This window comes from Xanthomonas sp. D-36-1, from assembly GCF_017746155.1.
Taxonomy (GTDB): domain Bacteria; phylum Pseudomonadota; class Gammaproteobacteria; order Xanthomonadales; family Xanthomonadaceae; genus Xanthomonas; species Xanthomonas cissicola.
The window spans coordinates 45,449-62,242 of record NZ_JAGHWR010000016.1; the positions used below are offsets into that span (position 1 = coordinate 45,449).

Genomic DNA, 16,794 nt, shown 5'->3' on the forward strand with positions numbered 1-16,794 from the left:
TCACACTTACGACTCCAGATCCACCGCGCGCCTCGGGCGAAAGCCCTGCCGCGCGCTGTCCACGATATGCCCGCCCAGTCGCCCGAATCCGCGTGCACTGGCTTCCAACACCTGTCCCATCGAGCGCCAGAACGCATCGCGGTCGTGCTGGCCCCACTGCGACAGCCAGATGTCGGCGCGCGCGAAGGTCGACGCCACCAGCCAGCGCTCCTGTTCCATCGACATCTGCGTGAACTGGATGCTGACCTGTCCATCGCGATCCTGGCGCACCACCGCCGGCAAGGTCTGCTCCACGCCGCGATGGCTCAGGCCGATCTGCACCGGCAAACCCGGCTCGATCGGCTGCGGCTGCGCGAGCATGATCGCCATGCCGCCCGTGGAAAAATTCACCGAGCGACTCGGCAGCACACCGCCATCGGGCAGATACAGGGTGACCGGCACATCCAGCGGCACACGGTGGGCGCTGCGCACCTGGCGCGTTTCGCTGGCGGTGGCAATCGTGGCGCCCAGCAGCACCATGTTGTAGAGCGTCCAGGCCAGGTTGAACCAGATGGTCTGCTGCTCGCCGCTGCCACCCACATAGATCAGCCGCAGCACACCGGCCACGACGCCCACCACGTTGAGCAACAACAGGAACAGATAGGGTTTGGCGATCTGCGCATCGAAATAGCTGCGCGCCACCAGCCCACCCTTGGGTGTGACGTTGAACTTGCCGAGTTTGGGATTGAGCAAGGCCACCAGGGTGGGACGGAAGATGTACCAGGCCAGCGTGGTTTCGTAGACCTCGTTCCACAGCAGATGGCGGAAGCGGCTCTGCACGCGCAGATTGGTCAGGTTGGCCTGCAAAATATGCGGCAGGGCGTAGGCCAGGATCATCAACGCCGAGGCCTGGATCACGTGCGCGCCAAAGAACAGATAGGCCAGCGGCGCAGTGAGATAGATGATGCGCGGCACGCCGTAGAAGAAGTGCAGCATCGCGTTGAGGTAGCACAGCCGCTGCGACAGTTTGAGCCCGCGACCCAGCAAGGGGTTGTCGATGCGTGCGATCTGCGCCATTCCGCGCGCCCAGCGGATGCGCTGCGCCACGTGGCCGGACAGGCTTTCGGTGGCCAGGCCCGCAGCCTGCGGCACGGCCAGGTAGGCGGTGCGGTAACCGCGGCGCTGCAGCTTGAGCGCGGTGTGCGCATCTTCGGTGACCGTTTCCACCGCCACGCCGCCCACTTCTTCCAGCGCGGTGCGCTTGATCACCGCACACGAACCACAGAAGAACGTGGCATTCCACTGGTCGTTGCCATCCTGCAGCAGGCCGTAGAACAACTCGCCTTCGTTGGGCACCTTGCCATGCGTGTCCAGGTTGCGTTCGAACGGGTCCGGCGAAAAGAAATAGTGCGGCATCTGCACCAGTGCCAGCCTGGTGTCGTGCAGAAACCAGCCCATCGCCACCTGCAGAAAACTGCGGGTGGGAATGTGGTCGCAATCGAAGATGGCCACATAATCGCCGCTGCACTTCTTCAACGCGGCATTGATGTTGCCGGCCTTGGCATGCGCTTTATTGGTGCGGGTGACGTAGTTGATGCCGACCTCGGCGCAGAACGCGCGAAACTCGTCGCGACGGCCGTCGTCCAGCAAATGGATGGTGATCTTGCCGGCCGGCCAATCGATCACACTGGCCGCCAGCACGGTGGTGCGCACCACCGACAGCGGCTCGTTGTAGGTCGGGATGAACACGTCCACGCTGGGCCACAGGCGCTGGTCGGCCGGGAGCGGCACCGGCTTGCGGTTGAGCGGCCACAGCACCTGGAAATAGCCCAGCACCAGGATCACGAAGGCATACAGCTCGGCGCCAAGCAGGCCCAGGCCGAGGATGAAATCCACCGCGCTGCCCACGCCCATGGTCTGGGTCATGCGCCACCAGATGTAACGGCACGACACCGCCAGCGACATCCCCATCATCATCAGGATGACCACCCGCCCGCCGCGGTTGCGCACCGCCAACGCCACCGCGAACAACACGCCGGAAAACACCAGCTGCTGCGTCACATCCATCGGCACGGCCACCACGAACACCAGCAGCAACGCACCCAGCAACCACAGCGCCCAGGTCGCCAGCGTGGGCAGCGGTGATGCGGAACGGCGGCTGGCAGCGGTCATCAATCGTCCTTCAGGCATGGCGGCGTGCGGCACAACAAGCCGCAAGCGCATGGCGCCTGCGGCGGGGAACAACGGGCAACAGGTCAACGCGAACGCAGGCGCTTGAGCGGGCTTTGCGCGCAGCTGCGCGCATCGGCCTGCAACAGGCGCTGGAACAAGCGCTCCAATGGCGTCTGCGCAGGCCGATCGGCCGGCTGCACGCCGCGCGGCGCCGGTTCGTCGAACTGACGCAACCTGCGCAGCGGGGCGAGCGCATCCGGCACCTGATCTGCTGCCGTCACGACGGGTTGCAAGGAACGCTCTGGCAGCGGGACGGTGGCCGGCATGCCCACGCCCGGCGTCGGCGCTGAAACCCCCACCGGCGGCTGCACGGCATCGGGCGCAATAGTGATCGGTTCGACCGCTGCCGGCGCATGGGCCTGCGTCAGGCCAGAGGTGCGCGGCGACAGCTGGGTGTAGGCGAAATCGTGGTACCCCTGGCTCGCCGGCGTTCCCAGACGCGCGAACAGGCCCGACACATCGTCATGTTGGATTGCGTCCTTGCCCTTCTTCGCTGTCATCACACTCTCCTTGCCCGATCAGACATGCTCATGCCGTGCGCGCCAACACCAGGCGGCGCAGATCAACGGTGTCGCTCGGCACGCTCTGCACCGCCAGGCCTGCCAGCATCCCCAATTGCTGAAACCACCCCTCATACACCCCCTGCAAGAACCCATCGCTCCACGCGGCGCCATTCAGCGCGACGCTCAACGGCGCCCCTGCGTGCCGGATCTGCACATGGTCGGTGTACTCCTCCAACGCGCACTGGCCCCAATCGCAGCAGTCCCACACCGCATTGGCCGCGTGCTGCGCGTCATCCAGCGTGGCGCAGGGCGCCAGCCGCTGTTCGCGTGCGAAGCGGCGGCCGATCCGCGCCATCAACAGGGCCAGATCGTCCTCGGACAACTCGGCGCCGAACTCCTCGGCCATCGCGCGCACAAACCCCAGCCATTGCCGGGAGCAACTGCGCGTGCGGTATAGCGGCAGCGGGTCGAGTGCGCTCATTCAACAGACTTCGCAAGGAAAGGGGCCGTCACATGCGACGCATGCACCCGATGTGATGCACGTGTGATGATGTTAACGGCCGACACCCCGGAATTGAGAGCTACGTCTCACTTTTTCCGGCATTCCCCAACAGCGTGTAGGGAATTTACTTAGCGGGTGGTCACCCTGCCAGTCACTCTTCTGCAGTGTTGCCCCGATCGATCATGTCTCTGCCATCGGCGGCAACCCGAACACGTCGCGCAGATAGCGCAGATAGCGCAGATACCCGATGTCCTCGCACATGCTCTTGCCGGGCGAGTCGCTGAGCTTGGCCACCGGCTGGCCATTGCAGCGGACCATCTTGATCACGATCTGCAGCGGCATCGGTCCCAGATCGTTGGTGAGGCTGGTGCCCACCCCGAAGGCCAGCCGGCAGCGCGTGTGGAAGTGCTGGTACAGCCGCATCACCTTGTCGATATTGAGCCCGTCGCTGAATACCAGCACCTTGGTCCGGGGATCGACGCGGTGCGCTTCCAGATGCGCGATGACGCGCTCGCCCCATTCGAACGGGTCGCCCGAATCGTGGCGCATGCCATCGAACAACTTGCAGAAATACAGATCGAAATCGCGCAGGAACGCATCCAGCCCGACCACGTCCGACAACGCGATACCCAGATCGCCACGGTATTCGCGCGCCCACGATTCCAGCGCCGCCACCTGTGAATCGCGCAGCCGCGGACCCAACGCCTGGAACGCCTGCAGATACTCGTGCGCCATGGTTCCCAGCGGGGTCAGCCCGTACTGCTTGGCGAAGTACACGTTGCTGGTGCCGACGAACTGCTCGCCCAGGCCATCGCGCAGCAGCGGCAGCAACTCGCCATGCCATTGCCGCGAATAGCGCCGCCGGGTGCCGTAATCGGCGATCTTGCAGCCGGCCGGCATGCTGCGCAGGCTGGCTACCTTCTCGCGCAGGCGGCTGCGGCCTTCTTCGAAATCCGGCTCGGAGGTATTGCGGAACCAGACCTCGTTGATGATCGCCAGCAGCGGCACCTCGAACAGGATGGTGTGCAGCCACGGCCCGCGGATGGTCAGCTCGATCTCGCCCGGATGGGTGGCCGATGCGGTCAGGCTCAGATACTTGCGATCCAGATGGAACAGCGCCAGGAAGTCGGCGAAGTCCGGCTTGATGAAGCGCAGGCTGCGCAGGTAATCCACTTCGTCCTCGCGCAGCCGCAACCGGCACAGCGCATCGATCTCGCGCGAGATCTCATCGATGAACTGCGCCAGGTCCACGCCGGGAGTGCGGCATTTGAAGCGGTAATCCACCTGCGCTGCCGGGTGCTGGTGCAGCACCGCCTGCATCATGGTGAATTTGTACAGATCGGTGTCGAGCAACGAATGGATGATCATGCCGCCGGATTATGCCCTTAGCGGCGATGGCGGGGCGTGCACTGCGCACGCCTCGCGTGACGACGCTCCGCACCTGTGTCGTCAGGCACGGACCGGCGATTGCCAAGTTGGGCCAGCGAGTTTCAACCAGTCCTGCGCAGCGCAGTTGCTGGGGAAAGGCAGAAGGCATGCAAAGTGACGCCAGCACGTGCAGCCGCGCCCGCCTGAGGCGCAGCACAGGTGCATACCATGCCTGTGCAGCCACGATTTAGCGCGACTGACCACCAAAGCGAGCCCGCATCACGTGGCGTGGCCGGCGCCTGAAGCCCAGGCACGCGAGCGGTATCCGGCGATCCGGTCACCGACCGCGCACCGCCTTGCGGCACGCGCAGCCGTTTGGTGAGCCGCCCTCAGCGCGCCAGCACCTGCTGCGCCGGCTTGCCCTGTACGGTGAAGTCGCTGTCGCCCGGGCCGCCGGCCTTGGGGTCGGTATACCAGCACCACAGCGCGATGCCTTCCACGCCATGCGCCTGCAGCACCTTGCGCCACTGCTGCAACACCTGCAGCTGCAAGCGCGTATCGACGGCGGCCGTGCGCTGCTCGGGGCTTTCCCACGGCGCTGCCAGACTACCGCGCGCCGAACGCAATCCCAGCTCGGCCACCCACACCGGCTTGCCCACGCGCTGACCCAACTGCTGCAGGCGTTGCGCCGCAGCGGTCATTTCAGCGCTGCGTGCATCGGCAGCTTCGGACAGGCGCGGATACAGGCTGGTGCCCACCGCATCGAACAACGACCAGTAACGGAAGCTCTCGGCATGCTCCATGCCGTCGGCCACATACAGCAATTTTCCGTGATAGACCTTGCGCACCGCCGCGACCAACGCCGGCCATTGCGGCGCATCCTGCAACTTGCGCAACTCGGTGCCGAGCACCAGCGCTTCGGCGTGTTCGTCCTGGGCCAACCTGGCCAACGGCAGCAACGCATTCTGGTAGGCCGCAAACCAGGCTGCCGGGTCGGTGGGTGCGGCATCGCCGGCCCAGTGCCCCGGAATCCAGACATGCACCTTGAGCGTCGGCTGCAAGCCAGCCTGCAGGCTTTGCCGCAACGCAGCGCGCATGGCGTCGACACTGCTGTCGCTGCCCAGCACCGGGTCGTTGGACTGCGGGCCGGCCTGCCACACGAACGCCACCAGCAACGCCTTGCTTGCACCTGTCTTGGCCAATGCGTCCAACGACTGCGCTGCAGCCTGGCTTTCCCACGGGGCGTTGGCGGAGACCTTGACGTTGGCGCCCATCCAGGTCGGCGCGGCCGCATTGCAGCCGTTTGCCAGCACACACACGCCGATCAACGTTGCGACGCTTAGAACGCGCTTGAACATGCAGCAGACACCTCGGCATTCGGCGGCGCCGCGTGCCGGGAGCACGCCGTCGCACGCAACGATGCATTGTTCTTGTCCTGCGGCGCCACCGTGGCCGCCGACGGGTTGGCCGGCACGGCAGTGTGGTCAGTTGCCGTTGCAGCCAGGGCCACCGCAGCGCTCTCGGCCATCGCCGACTGCCCTACATCAACATCCTGCGTAGTGGGGGCGTCCGATGCACGCAGCGGCAACGATACCGGCGCGGTCATGACAACGGCCTCGCCCTGCATCAAGGCCTGTTCGTCGGGCGCTGCGGCATGCATCCATCTGCCCCAACCCTGCGGTTGTGCCCAGATCGCACCAAACAGGCCCAGCACCAGCAATCCGGCCGCCTGGCCGCGTTGGTCGGCGTGCAGCGCACGCAGCAACAGCGCCGCCGGCACCCACAACAGCAGCAGGGTATCGAAGCCAGCCCAGCCGAACGCGAACGACAGCGCGGCCGCGCAGATCACGGTGCCGGTACTGGCCACCACGCCGCGCGCCAACGCACCGCTGCGCGCACGCGCCACCAGCGCAAGCACCGGGAAGCACACCACGGCCGCCACACCCCAGCGGACCGCCGGCAACCAGCCGTCGGCATGGCCGGCCAATGGCAACGGCAACGGGTGCGACGCCTGTGCGACGCTGGACAGCGTCGGCCACGGCGCATTGAACACGACCAGATTGACGTAGGCCCACATGCCGACCAGGAACGCGAACGGCAGATAGCACACCAGGTAGAACGAGCCCGGTGCCTTGCGCAGCATCTGCGGCGGCATGACCAGCAGCAGCCACGACGCGACCATTGTCGACAGCGCCAGCGTCTGCAGATCCAGGCACAGCAAGATGCACAACCAACCGGCGATGCGCAGATAGGTGAAGGCTTCCACCGGCGCCTGCAAGCGGCGCAAGGTGCGGCACAAACCGTAGAAGGCCAGCAACCCCACCGCCTGACTGCCGCCGGCAGCGATCGGCAGCAGGAACAGCGGGTTGCAGCCCACCAGCAGCGTCAGAGCGCTGGCCCAGCCGCGCCCGAACACGCCAGCCAGATCGCGCCACAGCAGCGACAGGAACAGCGCGTTCGCAGCCACCGCAACGCATGGCCAGACCTGGAACGGCAGATTCCAGCGATGCAGGGTGAGATCGACCGCCCACGCCAACAACCCGGTCGCCGGCACGCCGATGTCCGGCACAAGCGCGGGCACCGTGGCCACCGACTGCACCAGCAACGGCTGGCTCAGCAGCGACAGCGCCACCACGGCGATGAGGAACGCCGGCAGCCCGCTCTCGCGACGCTGCGCAACCGGCTCACTCTTCGAGTGCGGCGCGGCGCTCGTTTTCCGAATGCTTGCTGATGCCATGCGTGGTCTTCTCCCAATAGAACGGATTGTGGATCAGCTGCCAGAGACCCTTGTAGGCGGCGATCGACTGCAACGCCCAGTAGAACGACACCGTCAGTGCGTACGGCGCCAGCTTGAAGTAGTCGCGTTTGAACGCTGCAACCAGCGTGATGTAGATGAAGAACGCATTGGCCAGCAGCAGATTGACCAGCGAGACCGCCGCCAGCCACGGCGGGAAGAAGCGCTCGAACATCGAGGTGCCGGTCAGCGCCCACGCCGCGTACAACGCCCACAGCACCGGCACGCCCAATGCGGTGAAAAAACCGCCGCCGATGAAGAACTGAAACCCCCAAAATCCCTTGAAGCCGGTACTGCGATACAGATGCACCGGGTCGCGCATATGCACCAGCCAGGTCTGCATATAGCCCTTGAGCCAGCGCGAACGCTGCCGGATCCAGTTGGGAATGCTGACGTTGGCTTCTTCGAAGGTGGTGGAATTGACCACGTTGACGCGATACCCGTTCTGGATCAGCCGCACGCCCAGATCGGCGTCTTCGGTAACGTTGTACGGGTCCCACGCGCGCACCTGGCGCAACACGTCCAGACGGAAGTGATTGGAGGTACCGCCCAACGGAATCGGAATACGCAGGTATTCCAGCGCCGGCAGGTAGAAGTCGAACCAGAGCGTGTACTCCAGCGTGAACATCCGGGTCAGCCAGTTTTCGTCGGCGTTGTAGTAGTTCAACCGCGCCTGGATGCACACCACATCCTTCTCAGCCTTGCGGAATGCCGCAACCACGCGCTTGAGCTGGTCCGGCTCGGGCTTGTCTTCGGCATCGTAGATGGTGAGCAGCTCGCCACGCGCAAAATGCAATGCGTAGTTGCAGGCCTTGGGCTTGGTCTTGGGCTGCGACGGCGGCACCCGGATGATTTCGAAGAACGCTTCCAGGCCGAGTTTCTTGGCCGCTTCGATGGTGTCCAGGTCGTCCGCTTCCAGCACCAGCTTTACGTCCAGCTTGCTGATCGGGTAATCGAGCTTGCGCAGCGCGTTGGCCAGAATCGGCAGGACTTCCGGCTCCTTGTACATCGGCACCAGCACGGTATAGACCGGCAGCTCGTCATCGCGCAGCGCGGCCACTTCGTCTTCGGTGACCTTGATGTCGATGCGATGGCGCGAGCCGAACCACACCAGCAGCAACTTCAACCCGAAGGTGGCCAGAAAGCCCAGCGCCACCAGCACGTTGACGGCGATCAAGGCCGGCACCGGGAACAGCACCAACGTCACCAGCATCACCGCCGCCAGCGCCCACAATGCGAACTTCTGCCCGCGCGTGATGACCTGGCGTGCCGAATACGTCGGCGCATGCGCTGCAAGCAGATTCAGCGCGTTGTCGGTGAGCTGCTCGTCGGCGTAGCGCTGCAGGCTCCAGATGATGTCGAACTTGGCGGTACCGACAAAGCGCACGTCTTCGCCATAATGGGCGCGTGCCCAGGCGAACAGGGCCGGGTCCGGATCGGCCACCGCCAGCACCAGCACACCGTCCTCGCGCCGCCACGGCAACACCAGGCGTTGCGCGTAGCTATCCAGATCGCCGGGGGTGAGCAGCGCAGGATCCGGCGGTTGCTGCACCAGATCGATGAATTGCAGCCCGAAGTGCGCGGCAACGATGGCGTAGAACCGCTGCGCCGGCACGCCGCGCTGGGCCAGGATCACATCGCCGAGGCGCGAATTCCAGCGTTGCTGCAAGGCCAGCGCCGAGCGCAGCTGTTCGTCGGTGATGACGCCTGCCGACACCAGCGCACGACCCAGCAGGCCGCGTTCGCGGCCGATGTCCGGCGCTCGTCCCAGCGCGTCCGTTTCGCAGGTCACCGTCATGTGCGGCCCCTTAGAAACGCCACCAGGCGGCCACGAATGGCCCGCCCGCGGCACCGGTGTTGCGGCCCATGACCGGCTGCTGATACCCCACCTGCCACTGACTGCCACCCGGCGCCGTATACAGCGTGGACAACTGCAACTTGGTGAGATCGTAGTTGGTGCCGGTGGCGACGAAGCCCACGCCGCCACCGCTACCGGCAACATCGACGTTGCCACGCCCGTTGCCCAACCCCTGGATCACGTTGAGTTCGCCCAATAGCAGCCAACTCGGGGTCAGACTCAGACCTGTGGACGCGTCCACCCGCAGTTCGTCCGACGCCGCGCTTCCGCGCAGGCGGACCGCCCCCCCAAGATCGACGTAGCCGTTGCGGCCGCCCAGCGTGTAACCGCGCCCCCGGCTGTAGCGCAGCTCGAGGCCATAGTCGCCAAGACCAAGCGCAGGGTCGGAATTGGCGGAAGGATTGTTCGGGTGGTAGGTCTTGCTGCGCCCATATGCAGGGACGCTCACCAAGGCCTGGACGGCACTGCGCCAGACATCGTTCTGCGCGCTCGGCAGCGCATAGCGCAAGCCAATTTCCTGATCGGCAAAACCGGTCGTCGTGGTTTGCTGACGGCCATTGACGGCATCGTGGTTGCTGAAACCCACGTCGCTGAAATAGAAGTTGCCGATGAAGCTGAGCTTTTCGGTCAGACCATGCTCGACGTAGACGTTGAGCTGGTCCTGACGGCTGCGGCCATTGCCGTCGAATTGCTGGCCGTCGCCAAAGGTGGTGCGGTGGTGGCTGTCGTCGAACCACCCGCGACCATCGCTATGCAGCGCCTTGACGATCACCAGGGTGTCGCCCTGCGCCTGGGTCCACGCGCCGGCCAACGCGGCGCCCGGCGCCGCGGCCAGCACACAGCCCAGTGCAAGCGCCGATGCCAGGACCGACAGCGCACGCGGTTGCGTTGGATTTGGATGAGAAAGCGGGGCAACCGAACTGGACTGCAGCGAGGTAGCGCACGACCGACGTACCCGCCATTGCGGGTCGTTCTGTAAAGACATTGCACGATTCCTGATGGGGGACCCGGAAGGGACAGGAAGCTAGGGTTGATCACACTTCGGAGCGAAACGTATCACAGTTGCAGCCGGCGACCCTCACCGATTTATCACAAATTTAACGCGGTCGAGCTCACTTGTTTTGCAACAAACGCGGCACCTGTGCGGCTGCGTGAATCCAGATTGCAAGCCACACTCCGAACCGCGTCAGCAGCCCGCGCCGATCAGCCTCGAATTTACGAAAATAGCGCCACAATCCACGATGTTTGTGCCATTCCACGAAGAACGGCCGCGCGCGGCTGGAAACCCCGCGTACGTGTAGCACCTGCAGATCATTGGCTACCGCCACCAGCGCACCCGCCTGGCGGGCGCGCCGACACAGATCCAGGTCTTCAGCATGCAGACGGTAACTGCCGTCCCAGCCGTCCAGCCGGTCGAACAGGCTGCGCTGCATCAGCATCAATGCCCCGGAGATCGCATCCACCGGTTGCAAGGCCCGTGACGGATCGGCCGGCACCGCCAGATTGGCGGCGGCGCGCGGCGCGCGCAGCATCGCGGCAAAGTCCGGGTCGCGGCGGCGCACAGCCGCATCCGGGCGCCCCTGCTCATCCACCTGCTCCACCCCCAGCAGCACCGCCGGATGCCCCGCTGCGCGGTGGTACAGCTGCAGCAAGGTATCGCGCGCGACCATCAGGTCCGGGTTGATGAAGACCAGCCAGGGCGCCTGCGAATCGCGCGCACCCTGGTTGCAGGCAGTCGCAAAACCAGGGTTATCGGGATTGGCGATGAAATGCAGCCGCGCATCGGCCAAGGCATGACGCTGCACCACTTCCAGGGTGTCGTCGCTGGAAGCGTTGTCGACCACCCGGATCTCGCTGATGCCCTCGGCCGCGCGCAATCGCGACAGGCACGCATCGATGGTGCTGCTGCTTTCATAGGTGACGACGACGGCGGCGATCTGGACGGGAGTCATCCGGCCATTATCCGGTGCCGGAGCGGCGCAGCGCCATCTTGGGTTCGCAATGCACGCTGCGCGACAGGCGCTGCCGCGACTGCATTGCGTCGAGGGCCGGACGCGGGTTGACGTGCGCCACGCTCTCGCTTGCAAGCGGTGCCTGGCGCAAATGCGCGTTGCAGCATGGCGACCCATCGCCGCAAGGCGCATACTGCGCGCCCGGAGCCGCACGCGGTTTCCGTTGCCACACTTTTGTGCGACCGGCAAACCGACTGCGCAGCCAGGCAAGCGCGGGCAGCACTCGATGCATGTACCAGGCGTACATCCGCATCAGAGCGCGTCGCCCGTACGCACCTGACCGCCAGCCGTCTTGCAGGTTGCTTTTGGTGCACTCCCACACCTGATTGTTGAGATGACGGTTAGCGACCTTGCGGTTTCGCGCTGCCTCTTCATTGCCTGCATCGCCGCGACCTGATGGCCGACGCGATGCGGCAACGGCCCGGCAGCGCCGTTCTTGTCCTCGACGGCGCGCGCGCCGCGCCCTCCGCCGTACTCCTGACCACTTGGTCTATACCAATCACCCGCGCAGCACGGTTGCTGCGCCTGTCGGGCGTCGGCCCATGAACGTCCCGCACCAGGTGCATGGCATGAGCCTGGAACTGGCACTGCCGGACTGGCCAGTACTGACCACCGATGAAATCCATCGCGTGCTGCAGCGGTTTGCGGCGGTGGGCCACCTCACTGCGGTGCGCTGGCATAGCGCGCGCCCGTTCTCTGCAGCGGCATGCGTGGACACGGCAAGTGGCCCGGTCATCGTCAAACGCCACCACCGCAGTGTGCGCAGCGTGGCCGCGCTACGCGAGGAACACAGCTTCATGGCCCATCTGCGCTGGGCCGGCGCGCCGGTGGTGGAGGTACTGCACGACGCGCAGGGCCGCACTGCGCTGGCGCACGCCGATTGGGTGTACGAAGTGCAGCGGGTCGGCGCGGGACGCGACCTCTACCGCGATGCGTTGTCGTGGACACCGTTCACCGACGTTGCGCATGCGCGGGCGGCCGGCGCTGCGTTGGCGCAACTGCATCGCGCGGCCCAGGGCTTCGATGCGCCGGCACGCTCCACCAGCATGCTGGTCGCCAATCTGCGATTGTTTGCGCAGGCAGACCCGGTGCAGGCGTTGCACGATGCCTTGCCAACACGACCGCACCTGGCAGCAGCCCTGCAGGACCGCCCCTGGCAACACGATCTGGCCACCCACCTGCTGCCCTGGCATGCGCAGGCATGGCCGCTGCTGTCCGCGCCGGGCGCGTTACCGCCGCTGTGGACCCATGGCGACTGGCATGCGTCCAACCTGCTGTGGGACACCAACGACGGAGCTACCCGCGTCAGCGCCATCTTCGATTTCGGATTGAGCGATTGCAGCAGCGCGCTGTTCGATCTGGCCACCGCGATCGAACGCAACCTCATCCCCTGGTTGCGGCTGGACACCGGCGCACGCGCACAGGCCGAGCTCGACCAGCTCGACGCGCTGCTGGAGGGCTACGCGCAGCATCGCCCACTGGACGCAAACCACTTGCGCCGCCTGGCCGCACTGCTGCCGATCGTGCATGCCGACTTCGCCTTGAGCGAAATGGAATATTTCGCCGGCATCACGCGTTCGCCCGCCAACGTCGATATCGCCTATCACCGCTATCTGCTCGGCCACGCGGACTGGTTCGCCAGCGCCGATGGTCGGCACCTGCTCCAACACCTGCACGCACGTGCGCGCCGGCTGCCCTGAGCACCTTCCCTTCTCTGTCGAGTCTTGCCCAATGTCCGTTGCCTTCCCCCTGCTCTCCCGCTGCCCGCTTGCGCTTGCACTGGCGTTTTGCTGCGCCCCTGCACTGGCGCAGCAGCAACCCGGCGCCGATGCAGTGGAACTGGACGCGGTCAACGTGCGTGGCGAACGTGTGGAGACCAGGACGGCATTGAGCGGATTTGGCGCCACCCGGCTGCTGGACGCGCCCGCCTCGATCGCGGTCATCGATCGTGCGCAATTGCTCGATCGTCAGGCGCGCGTACTCAGTGAGGTATTGCGCGCCGATGCCTCCGCCGGCGATGCGTACGCGCCGATCGGCTATTACGAAAACTTCGTGGTGCGCGGCTATTCGCTCAATGCCGCCAACAGCTACCGCATCAACGGCATGAGTGCGGTGGGCGAACAATCGATCGCACTGGAAAACAAACAGCAGGTGCAATTGCTCAAAGGCCTGGCCGGGCTGCAATCGGGCGTCAACGAACCGGCCGGGCTGATCGACTACCGCACCAAGCGGCCCGAGCACGTGCGCAGCGTCACCCTGGGCACCGACGAACAGGGCTCGCGCTATGTCGCCGCCGATCTGGGCGACTGGTTCGGTGCCGAACGCACGCTGGGGTTACGCGTCAACGCCGCACGCGAAGACATCGGCAGCTATGTCGATCATGCCGACGGCTACCGCAATTTCCTGTCGCTGGCCGGCGACTGGAAGATCACCCCGCAGGCGCTGCTGCAGCTGGACGTGGAATATCAGCACCGACAACAGCGCTCGGTGCCAGGCTATCAACTGCTGGGCGGCACGCAGGTACCGCGCGATATCGATGTGCACCGCCTGCTCGGCTACCAGCCGTGGGTGCGGCCGGTGGAAATGGATTCGCTCAACGCGCAGCTGCGTTACGCCTACCAGTTCAACGACGACTGGCGCGCCACCGCCGAAGCATCGCGCAGTCGTTCGAAGATCAACGATTTCTCCGCATTCGCCTGGGGCTGTTATGGCGCGGCAAGCTGCGCCGACATCGCCACCCCGAACTTCTTCAGCGCGCAGGGCGAGTACGACATCTACGATTACCGCAGCCCCGACGACACCCGCGTGCACGATCAGCTGCGTGCCACGCTCGAAGGCCATGTCGCGACCGGCGCGCTGGAGCATCACCTGAGCATCGGCGGCGAATGGCTGCGCCGCACCATCGACCGTTTTGGTTCGGTCAACGAATTCGTCGGCAGCGGCAGCATCGATCGCGACCCGGACGTCTTCGCGCAGACGGATGTTGCGCTGGATCCCAAGCAGCGCCGTCTGGACAGCCGCCAGCGTGCGCTGGTCATGGCCGACCGGATCGGCCTGGGTGCGCAGTGGGAACTGTCGCTTGGCGCGCGCTACGTGCAACTGGACGAACGCAGCTTCGATCGCGACGGCCGGCTGGAACGACGCACGCGCAAAGACACGGTGCTGCCGCAGGCAGCGCTGTTGTTCAAGCCGCAGCAGAACATGTTGCTGTATGCCAGCTACGCCAAGAGCCTGGCGGCAGACGGCACGGCGCCTTGGTTTGCCGATAACGCCGACGATATCCTGCCGCCCACCAATGCGTACCAGCTGGAAACCGGCGCCAAGATCGACCTGCGGGGCCTGCGCCTGGGCGCGGCCCTGTTCGACATCCGCCAGGCTTACCAGTTCACCCAACCGCAGGCCGATGGCGGTCTGCTCTATGTGCAGCAGGGTCGCCTGCATAACCGTGGCCTGGAGCTGTCTGCCGACGGTGCAGCGACCCGGCAGCTGCATCTGTTCGCCAGCGTCGCGGCACTCCGCGCGCGTGCGGAGGACACCGACATTGCCGAGTACGAAGGCCATCAGGCGATCAACGTGCCCAAGCTGCGCGCCAGCGTGCAGGCCGATTACAGCGTGCCAGGTATCGATGGTCTGGCACTGCTGGGCGGCGTGCAATACAGCGGGCGCAAGTTTGCCGACCGTCTCGGCAACGCCAGCGTGCCGGCCTACACCGTAGCCAACCTCGGTGCCCGCTACGCCACGGCGCTGGGCGGGCTGGCGACCACCTGGCGCTTGAACGTGGACAACGTGTTCGACAAGCGCTATTGGCGCGATTCCGGCGAATATCAGGGCGATGCGTATCTGTTCCCCGGCGCACCACGCACTGCACGGCTGACGGTGCAGGTGGATTTCTAACCTGCACTGTCGGCACACATTGCACGCCCTGCCGTGCATGCACAGCAATGACGCCGAATGCGCTATTGGGCAGCGTCCAACGCCCACTCGGCAGCGCTGCGGGATTGCCTGCGGCCCGTGCTCGGGGACGACGATGTGTCGTGTCCTACGTCTGAACTGTATGCCCCTCCACCCTTACGCGTCTTACCCCGCGCCACGTTGATCCGCAACGCACCAGGTACCGCATGTCGCTGCTCGAATCCATCGCCGTTGTGATCAACCTGCTGGGCGTGTGGCTCACCGCGCGGCGCATTCGCTGGTGCTGGCCGGTGGGCATCGTGGCGGTGGCGTTGTATGCGTGGCTGTTCTACCAGTGGAAGCTGTACTCGGACATGCTGCTGCAAGGGATCTATGTGCTGACCCAGCTCTACGGATGGTGGCACTGGCAAGCCGGAACCGCAGCAGACACACGGATACGCCCGCTGCCGATGCCGTCCGCCGAACGCTGGCTTTCGCTGGGCATCGGCGCGGCGTTCGCTGCGGCGCTCGGCGCCTACATGCATTACCGCACCGATGCGGTGCTGCCGTGGCTGGACGCGGCGCTGGCCAGTTTCAGCCTGGTGGCCAGCGTGTGGGCAGCACGCAAGCGCATCGCCAACTGGGTATTGTGGATCGTGCTCGACTGCGTCTACGTCGGCGTCTTCATCAGCAAGGGGCTGTACCCCACTGCCGTGCTCTACGCAGGCTTCGTGGCGCTTGCGGTGTACGGCTGGTACAGCTGGAAAACCCAACAGAACCAGAACCTGGCTGTCGCGCGCTAAGCCGGTCGCGGTTTGCGCGCGCGTTCTTCTTTACCATCGCAACATGCATGCCTTCCACCTCATTAGCTTGCTCACGCACTGGGTCTTCCGTCTGCGGTTGGCCGCATGAGCGTGTCGCGCCAACACACCATCACCGAAGCGATCTCCGCACAAATCTCAGCCGGCGAATGGGGACCGGATCAACGCCTGCCGGTGGAACGCGCGTTGGCCGAGCGATTCGCCTGCACCCGCATCACGCTGCGCGAAGCGCTGCAGCAGCTTGAAGCCGAAGGCCGCATCTATCGCGAAAACCGCCGCGGCTGGTTCGTCAGCGCGCCGCGCGTGCGCTACGACCCCACCAGCATCGCCGGTTTCATGCAATACGTGGCGGCGCAGGGACGCAAGCCGCGCACCGAATTATTGAGCGCCACCCGGCAGGTTGCAGGCGCGGCTTACGCCGCGGCGTTGCGACTGGACAGCCCGTACGACGAGGTGTTCGTCCTGCAACGTCGGCGCTGGATCGACCGCCGCGCCGTGCTGCTGGAAACCAATGTGGTGCTCGCGGCCTGGGCGCCGGGCCTGCTCGAACACGATCTGGCCGGGTCGCTGTCGAGCGTGTTCAACCAGCGGCTGGGCCTGTTTCTGAGCCGCGCGCAGCTGTCGATGCATCCGGCCGGATTGGACGCGACACAGGCGATGCTGCTGCAGTCCACGCCCGGCACGCCATGTTTTCGGCTGCAGCGGGTCAGCTTTGCCGAAGACGGCCGCGCGGTGGAGCTGGATATCGAATCCTGGCGCCACGACGCATTGGATGTGGTGGTACGGACCGAGGCGCCGACGCGGTCTGCTTTTTAGGGAAACTCTGAACAATCC

Annotated in this window: 13 protein-coding genes; 4 read left to right on the forward strand and 9 right to left on the reverse strand. The window is 65.4% G+C overall.

Going from position 1 to position 16,794, the window contains the following annotated elements; genetic code table 11:
- Positions 1–6 precede the first annotated feature (6 nt).
- From bcsA to J7367_RS05110, 9 genes are all read right to left on the reverse strand, one after another.
- The gene (gene bcsA / locus J7367_RS05070; protein WP_057663801.1) at positions 7–2,151 is read right to left on the reverse strand and encodes a UDP-forming cellulose synthase catalytic subunit; all 2,145 of its coding nucleotides are present in this window, start codon (positions 2,149–2,151) and stop codon (positions 7–9) included.
- A gap of 83 nt (positions 2,152–2,234) precedes the next feature.
- A complete protein-coding gene (locus J7367_RS05075; RefSeq protein WP_057663805.1) occupies positions 2,235–2,711 on the reverse strand; it encodes a hypothetical protein in 477 nt (158 codons plus the stop codon).
- A 28-nt stretch (positions 2,712–2,739) separates the two neighbouring features.
- On the reverse strand, positions 2,740–3,195 hold the full coding sequence (locus tag J7367_RS05080; RefSeq protein ID WP_022559937.1) for a hypothetical protein: 456 nt from the start codon (positions 3,193–3,195) through the stop codon (positions 2,740–2,742).
- A gap of 201 nt (positions 3,196–3,396) precedes the next feature.
- Positions 3,397–4,584: a nicotinate phosphoribosyltransferase gene (pncB, locus tag J7367_RS05085; protein WP_057663808.1), complete on the reverse strand. Its 1,188-nt coding sequence runs from the start codon at positions 4,582–4,584 to the stop codon at positions 3,397–3,399.
- Positions 4,585–4,973: 389 nt separating this feature from the next.
- Positions 4,974–5,942, reverse strand: coding sequence for a hypothetical protein (locus J7367_RS05090; protein ID WP_039732032.1), 969 nt, complete (start codon positions 5,940–5,942; stop codon positions 4,974–4,976).
- Positions 5,924–7,219 carry a hypothetical protein gene (locus J7367_RS05095; protein WP_057663810.1) on the reverse strand — a complete coding sequence of 432 codons (1,296 nt, stop codon included), beginning with the start codon at positions 7,217–7,219 and terminating at the stop codon, positions 5,924–5,926. The genes J7367_RS05090 and J7367_RS05095 overlap by 19 nt, the downstream gene beginning before the upstream one ends.
- Before the next feature lie 49 nt (positions 7,220–7,268).
- Complete coding sequence (locus J7367_RS05100; protein WP_057663814.1) at positions 7,269–9,176, reverse strand: glycosyltransferase family 2 protein; 1,908 nt, start codon at positions 9,174–9,176, stop codon at positions 7,269–7,271.
- A gap of 10 nt (positions 9,177–9,186) precedes the next feature.
- Positions 9,187–10,221, reverse strand: coding sequence for a hypothetical protein (locus tag J7367_RS05105; protein WP_057663816.1), 1,035 nt, complete (start codon positions 10,219–10,221; stop codon positions 9,187–9,189).
- Positions 10,222–10,348: 127 nt separating this feature from the next.
- Entirely contained in the window at positions 10,349–11,188 is an 840-nt protein-coding gene (locus J7367_RS05110) for a glycosyltransferase family 2 protein (protein WP_057663819.1), read from the reverse strand.
- 602 nt (positions 11,189–11,790) lie between these two features.
- Between J7367_RS05110 and J7367_RS05115 the strand changes: the two genes are divergently transcribed.
- The 4 genes from J7367_RS05115 to J7367_RS05130 all read left to right on the forward strand — a co-directional run bounded on the left by J7367_RS05115 (position 11,791) and on the right by J7367_RS05130 (position 16,776).
- Complete coding sequence (locus J7367_RS05115; RefSeq protein ID WP_057663825.1) at positions 11,791–12,948, forward strand: phosphotransferase; 1,158 nt, start codon at positions 11,791–11,793, stop codon at positions 12,946–12,948.
- A 31-nt stretch (positions 12,949–12,979) separates the two neighbouring features.
- Positions 12,980–15,142 carry a TonB-dependent receptor gene (locus J7367_RS05120; RefSeq protein ID WP_057663830.1) on the forward strand — a complete coding sequence of 721 codons (2,163 nt, stop codon included), beginning with the start codon at positions 12,980–12,982 and terminating at the stop codon, positions 15,140–15,142.
- A 224-nt stretch (positions 15,143–15,366) separates the two neighbouring features.
- Complete coding sequence (gene pnuC / locus J7367_RS05125) at positions 15,367–15,942, forward strand: nicotinamide riboside transporter PnuC (RefSeq protein WP_007972724.1); 576 nt, start codon at positions 15,367–15,369, stop codon at positions 15,940–15,942.
- Positions 15,943–16,047: 105 nt separating this feature from the next.
- Positions 16,048–16,776: a UTRA domain-containing protein gene (locus J7367_RS05130; RefSeq protein ID WP_057663833.1), complete on the forward strand. Its 729-nt coding sequence runs from the start codon at positions 16,048–16,050 to the stop codon at positions 16,774–16,776.
- The last annotated feature ends 18 nt before the right edge of the window (positions 16,777–16,794 follow it).

Bases quoted from the DNA above. Each gene is read 5' to 3' on its own strand.
- bcsA (WP_057663801.1), bottom strand. From the start codon at position 2,151: ATGACCGCTGCCAGCCGCCGTTCCGCATCACCGCTGCCCACGCTGGCG.
- J7367_RS05075 (WP_057663805.1), bottom strand. From the start codon at position 2,711: ATGACAGCGAAGAAGGGCAAGGACGCAATCCAACATGACGATGTGTCG.
- J7367_RS05080 (WP_022559937.1), bottom strand. From the start codon at position 3,195: ATGAGCGCACTCGACCCGCTGCCGCTATACCGCACGCGCAGTTGCTCC.
- pncB (WP_057663808.1), bottom strand. From the start codon at position 4,584: ATGATCATCCATTCGTTGCTCGACACCGATCTGTACAAATTCACCATG.
- J7367_RS05090 (WP_039732032.1), bottom strand. From the start codon at position 5,942: ATGTTCAAGCGCGTTCTAAGCGTCGCAACGTTGATCGGCGTGTGTGTG.
- J7367_RS05100 (WP_057663814.1), bottom strand. From the start codon at position 9,176: ATGACGGTGACCTGCGAAACGGACGCGCTGGGACGAGCGCCGGACATC.
- J7367_RS05105 (WP_057663816.1), bottom strand. From the start codon at position 10,221: ATGTCTTTACAGAACGACCCGCAATGGCGGGTACGTCGGTCGTGCGCT.
- J7367_RS05110 (WP_057663819.1), bottom strand. From the start codon at position 11,188: ATGACTCCCGTCCAGATCGCCGCCGTCGTCGTCACCTATGAAAGCAGC.
- J7367_RS05115 (WP_057663825.1), top strand. From the start codon at position 11,791: ATGAACGTCCCGCACCAGGTGCATGGCATGAGCCTGGAACTGGCACTG.
- J7367_RS05120 (WP_057663830.1), top strand. From the start codon at position 12,980: ATGTCCGTTGCCTTCCCCCTGCTCTCCCGCTGCCCGCTTGCGCTTGCA.
- pnuC (WP_007972724.1), top strand. From the start codon at position 15,367: ATGTCGCTGCTCGAATCCATCGCCGTTGTGATCAACCTGCTGGGCGTG.
- J7367_RS05130 (WP_057663833.1), top strand. From the start codon at position 16,048: ATGAGCGTGTCGCGCCAACACACCATCACCGAAGCGATCTCCGCACAA.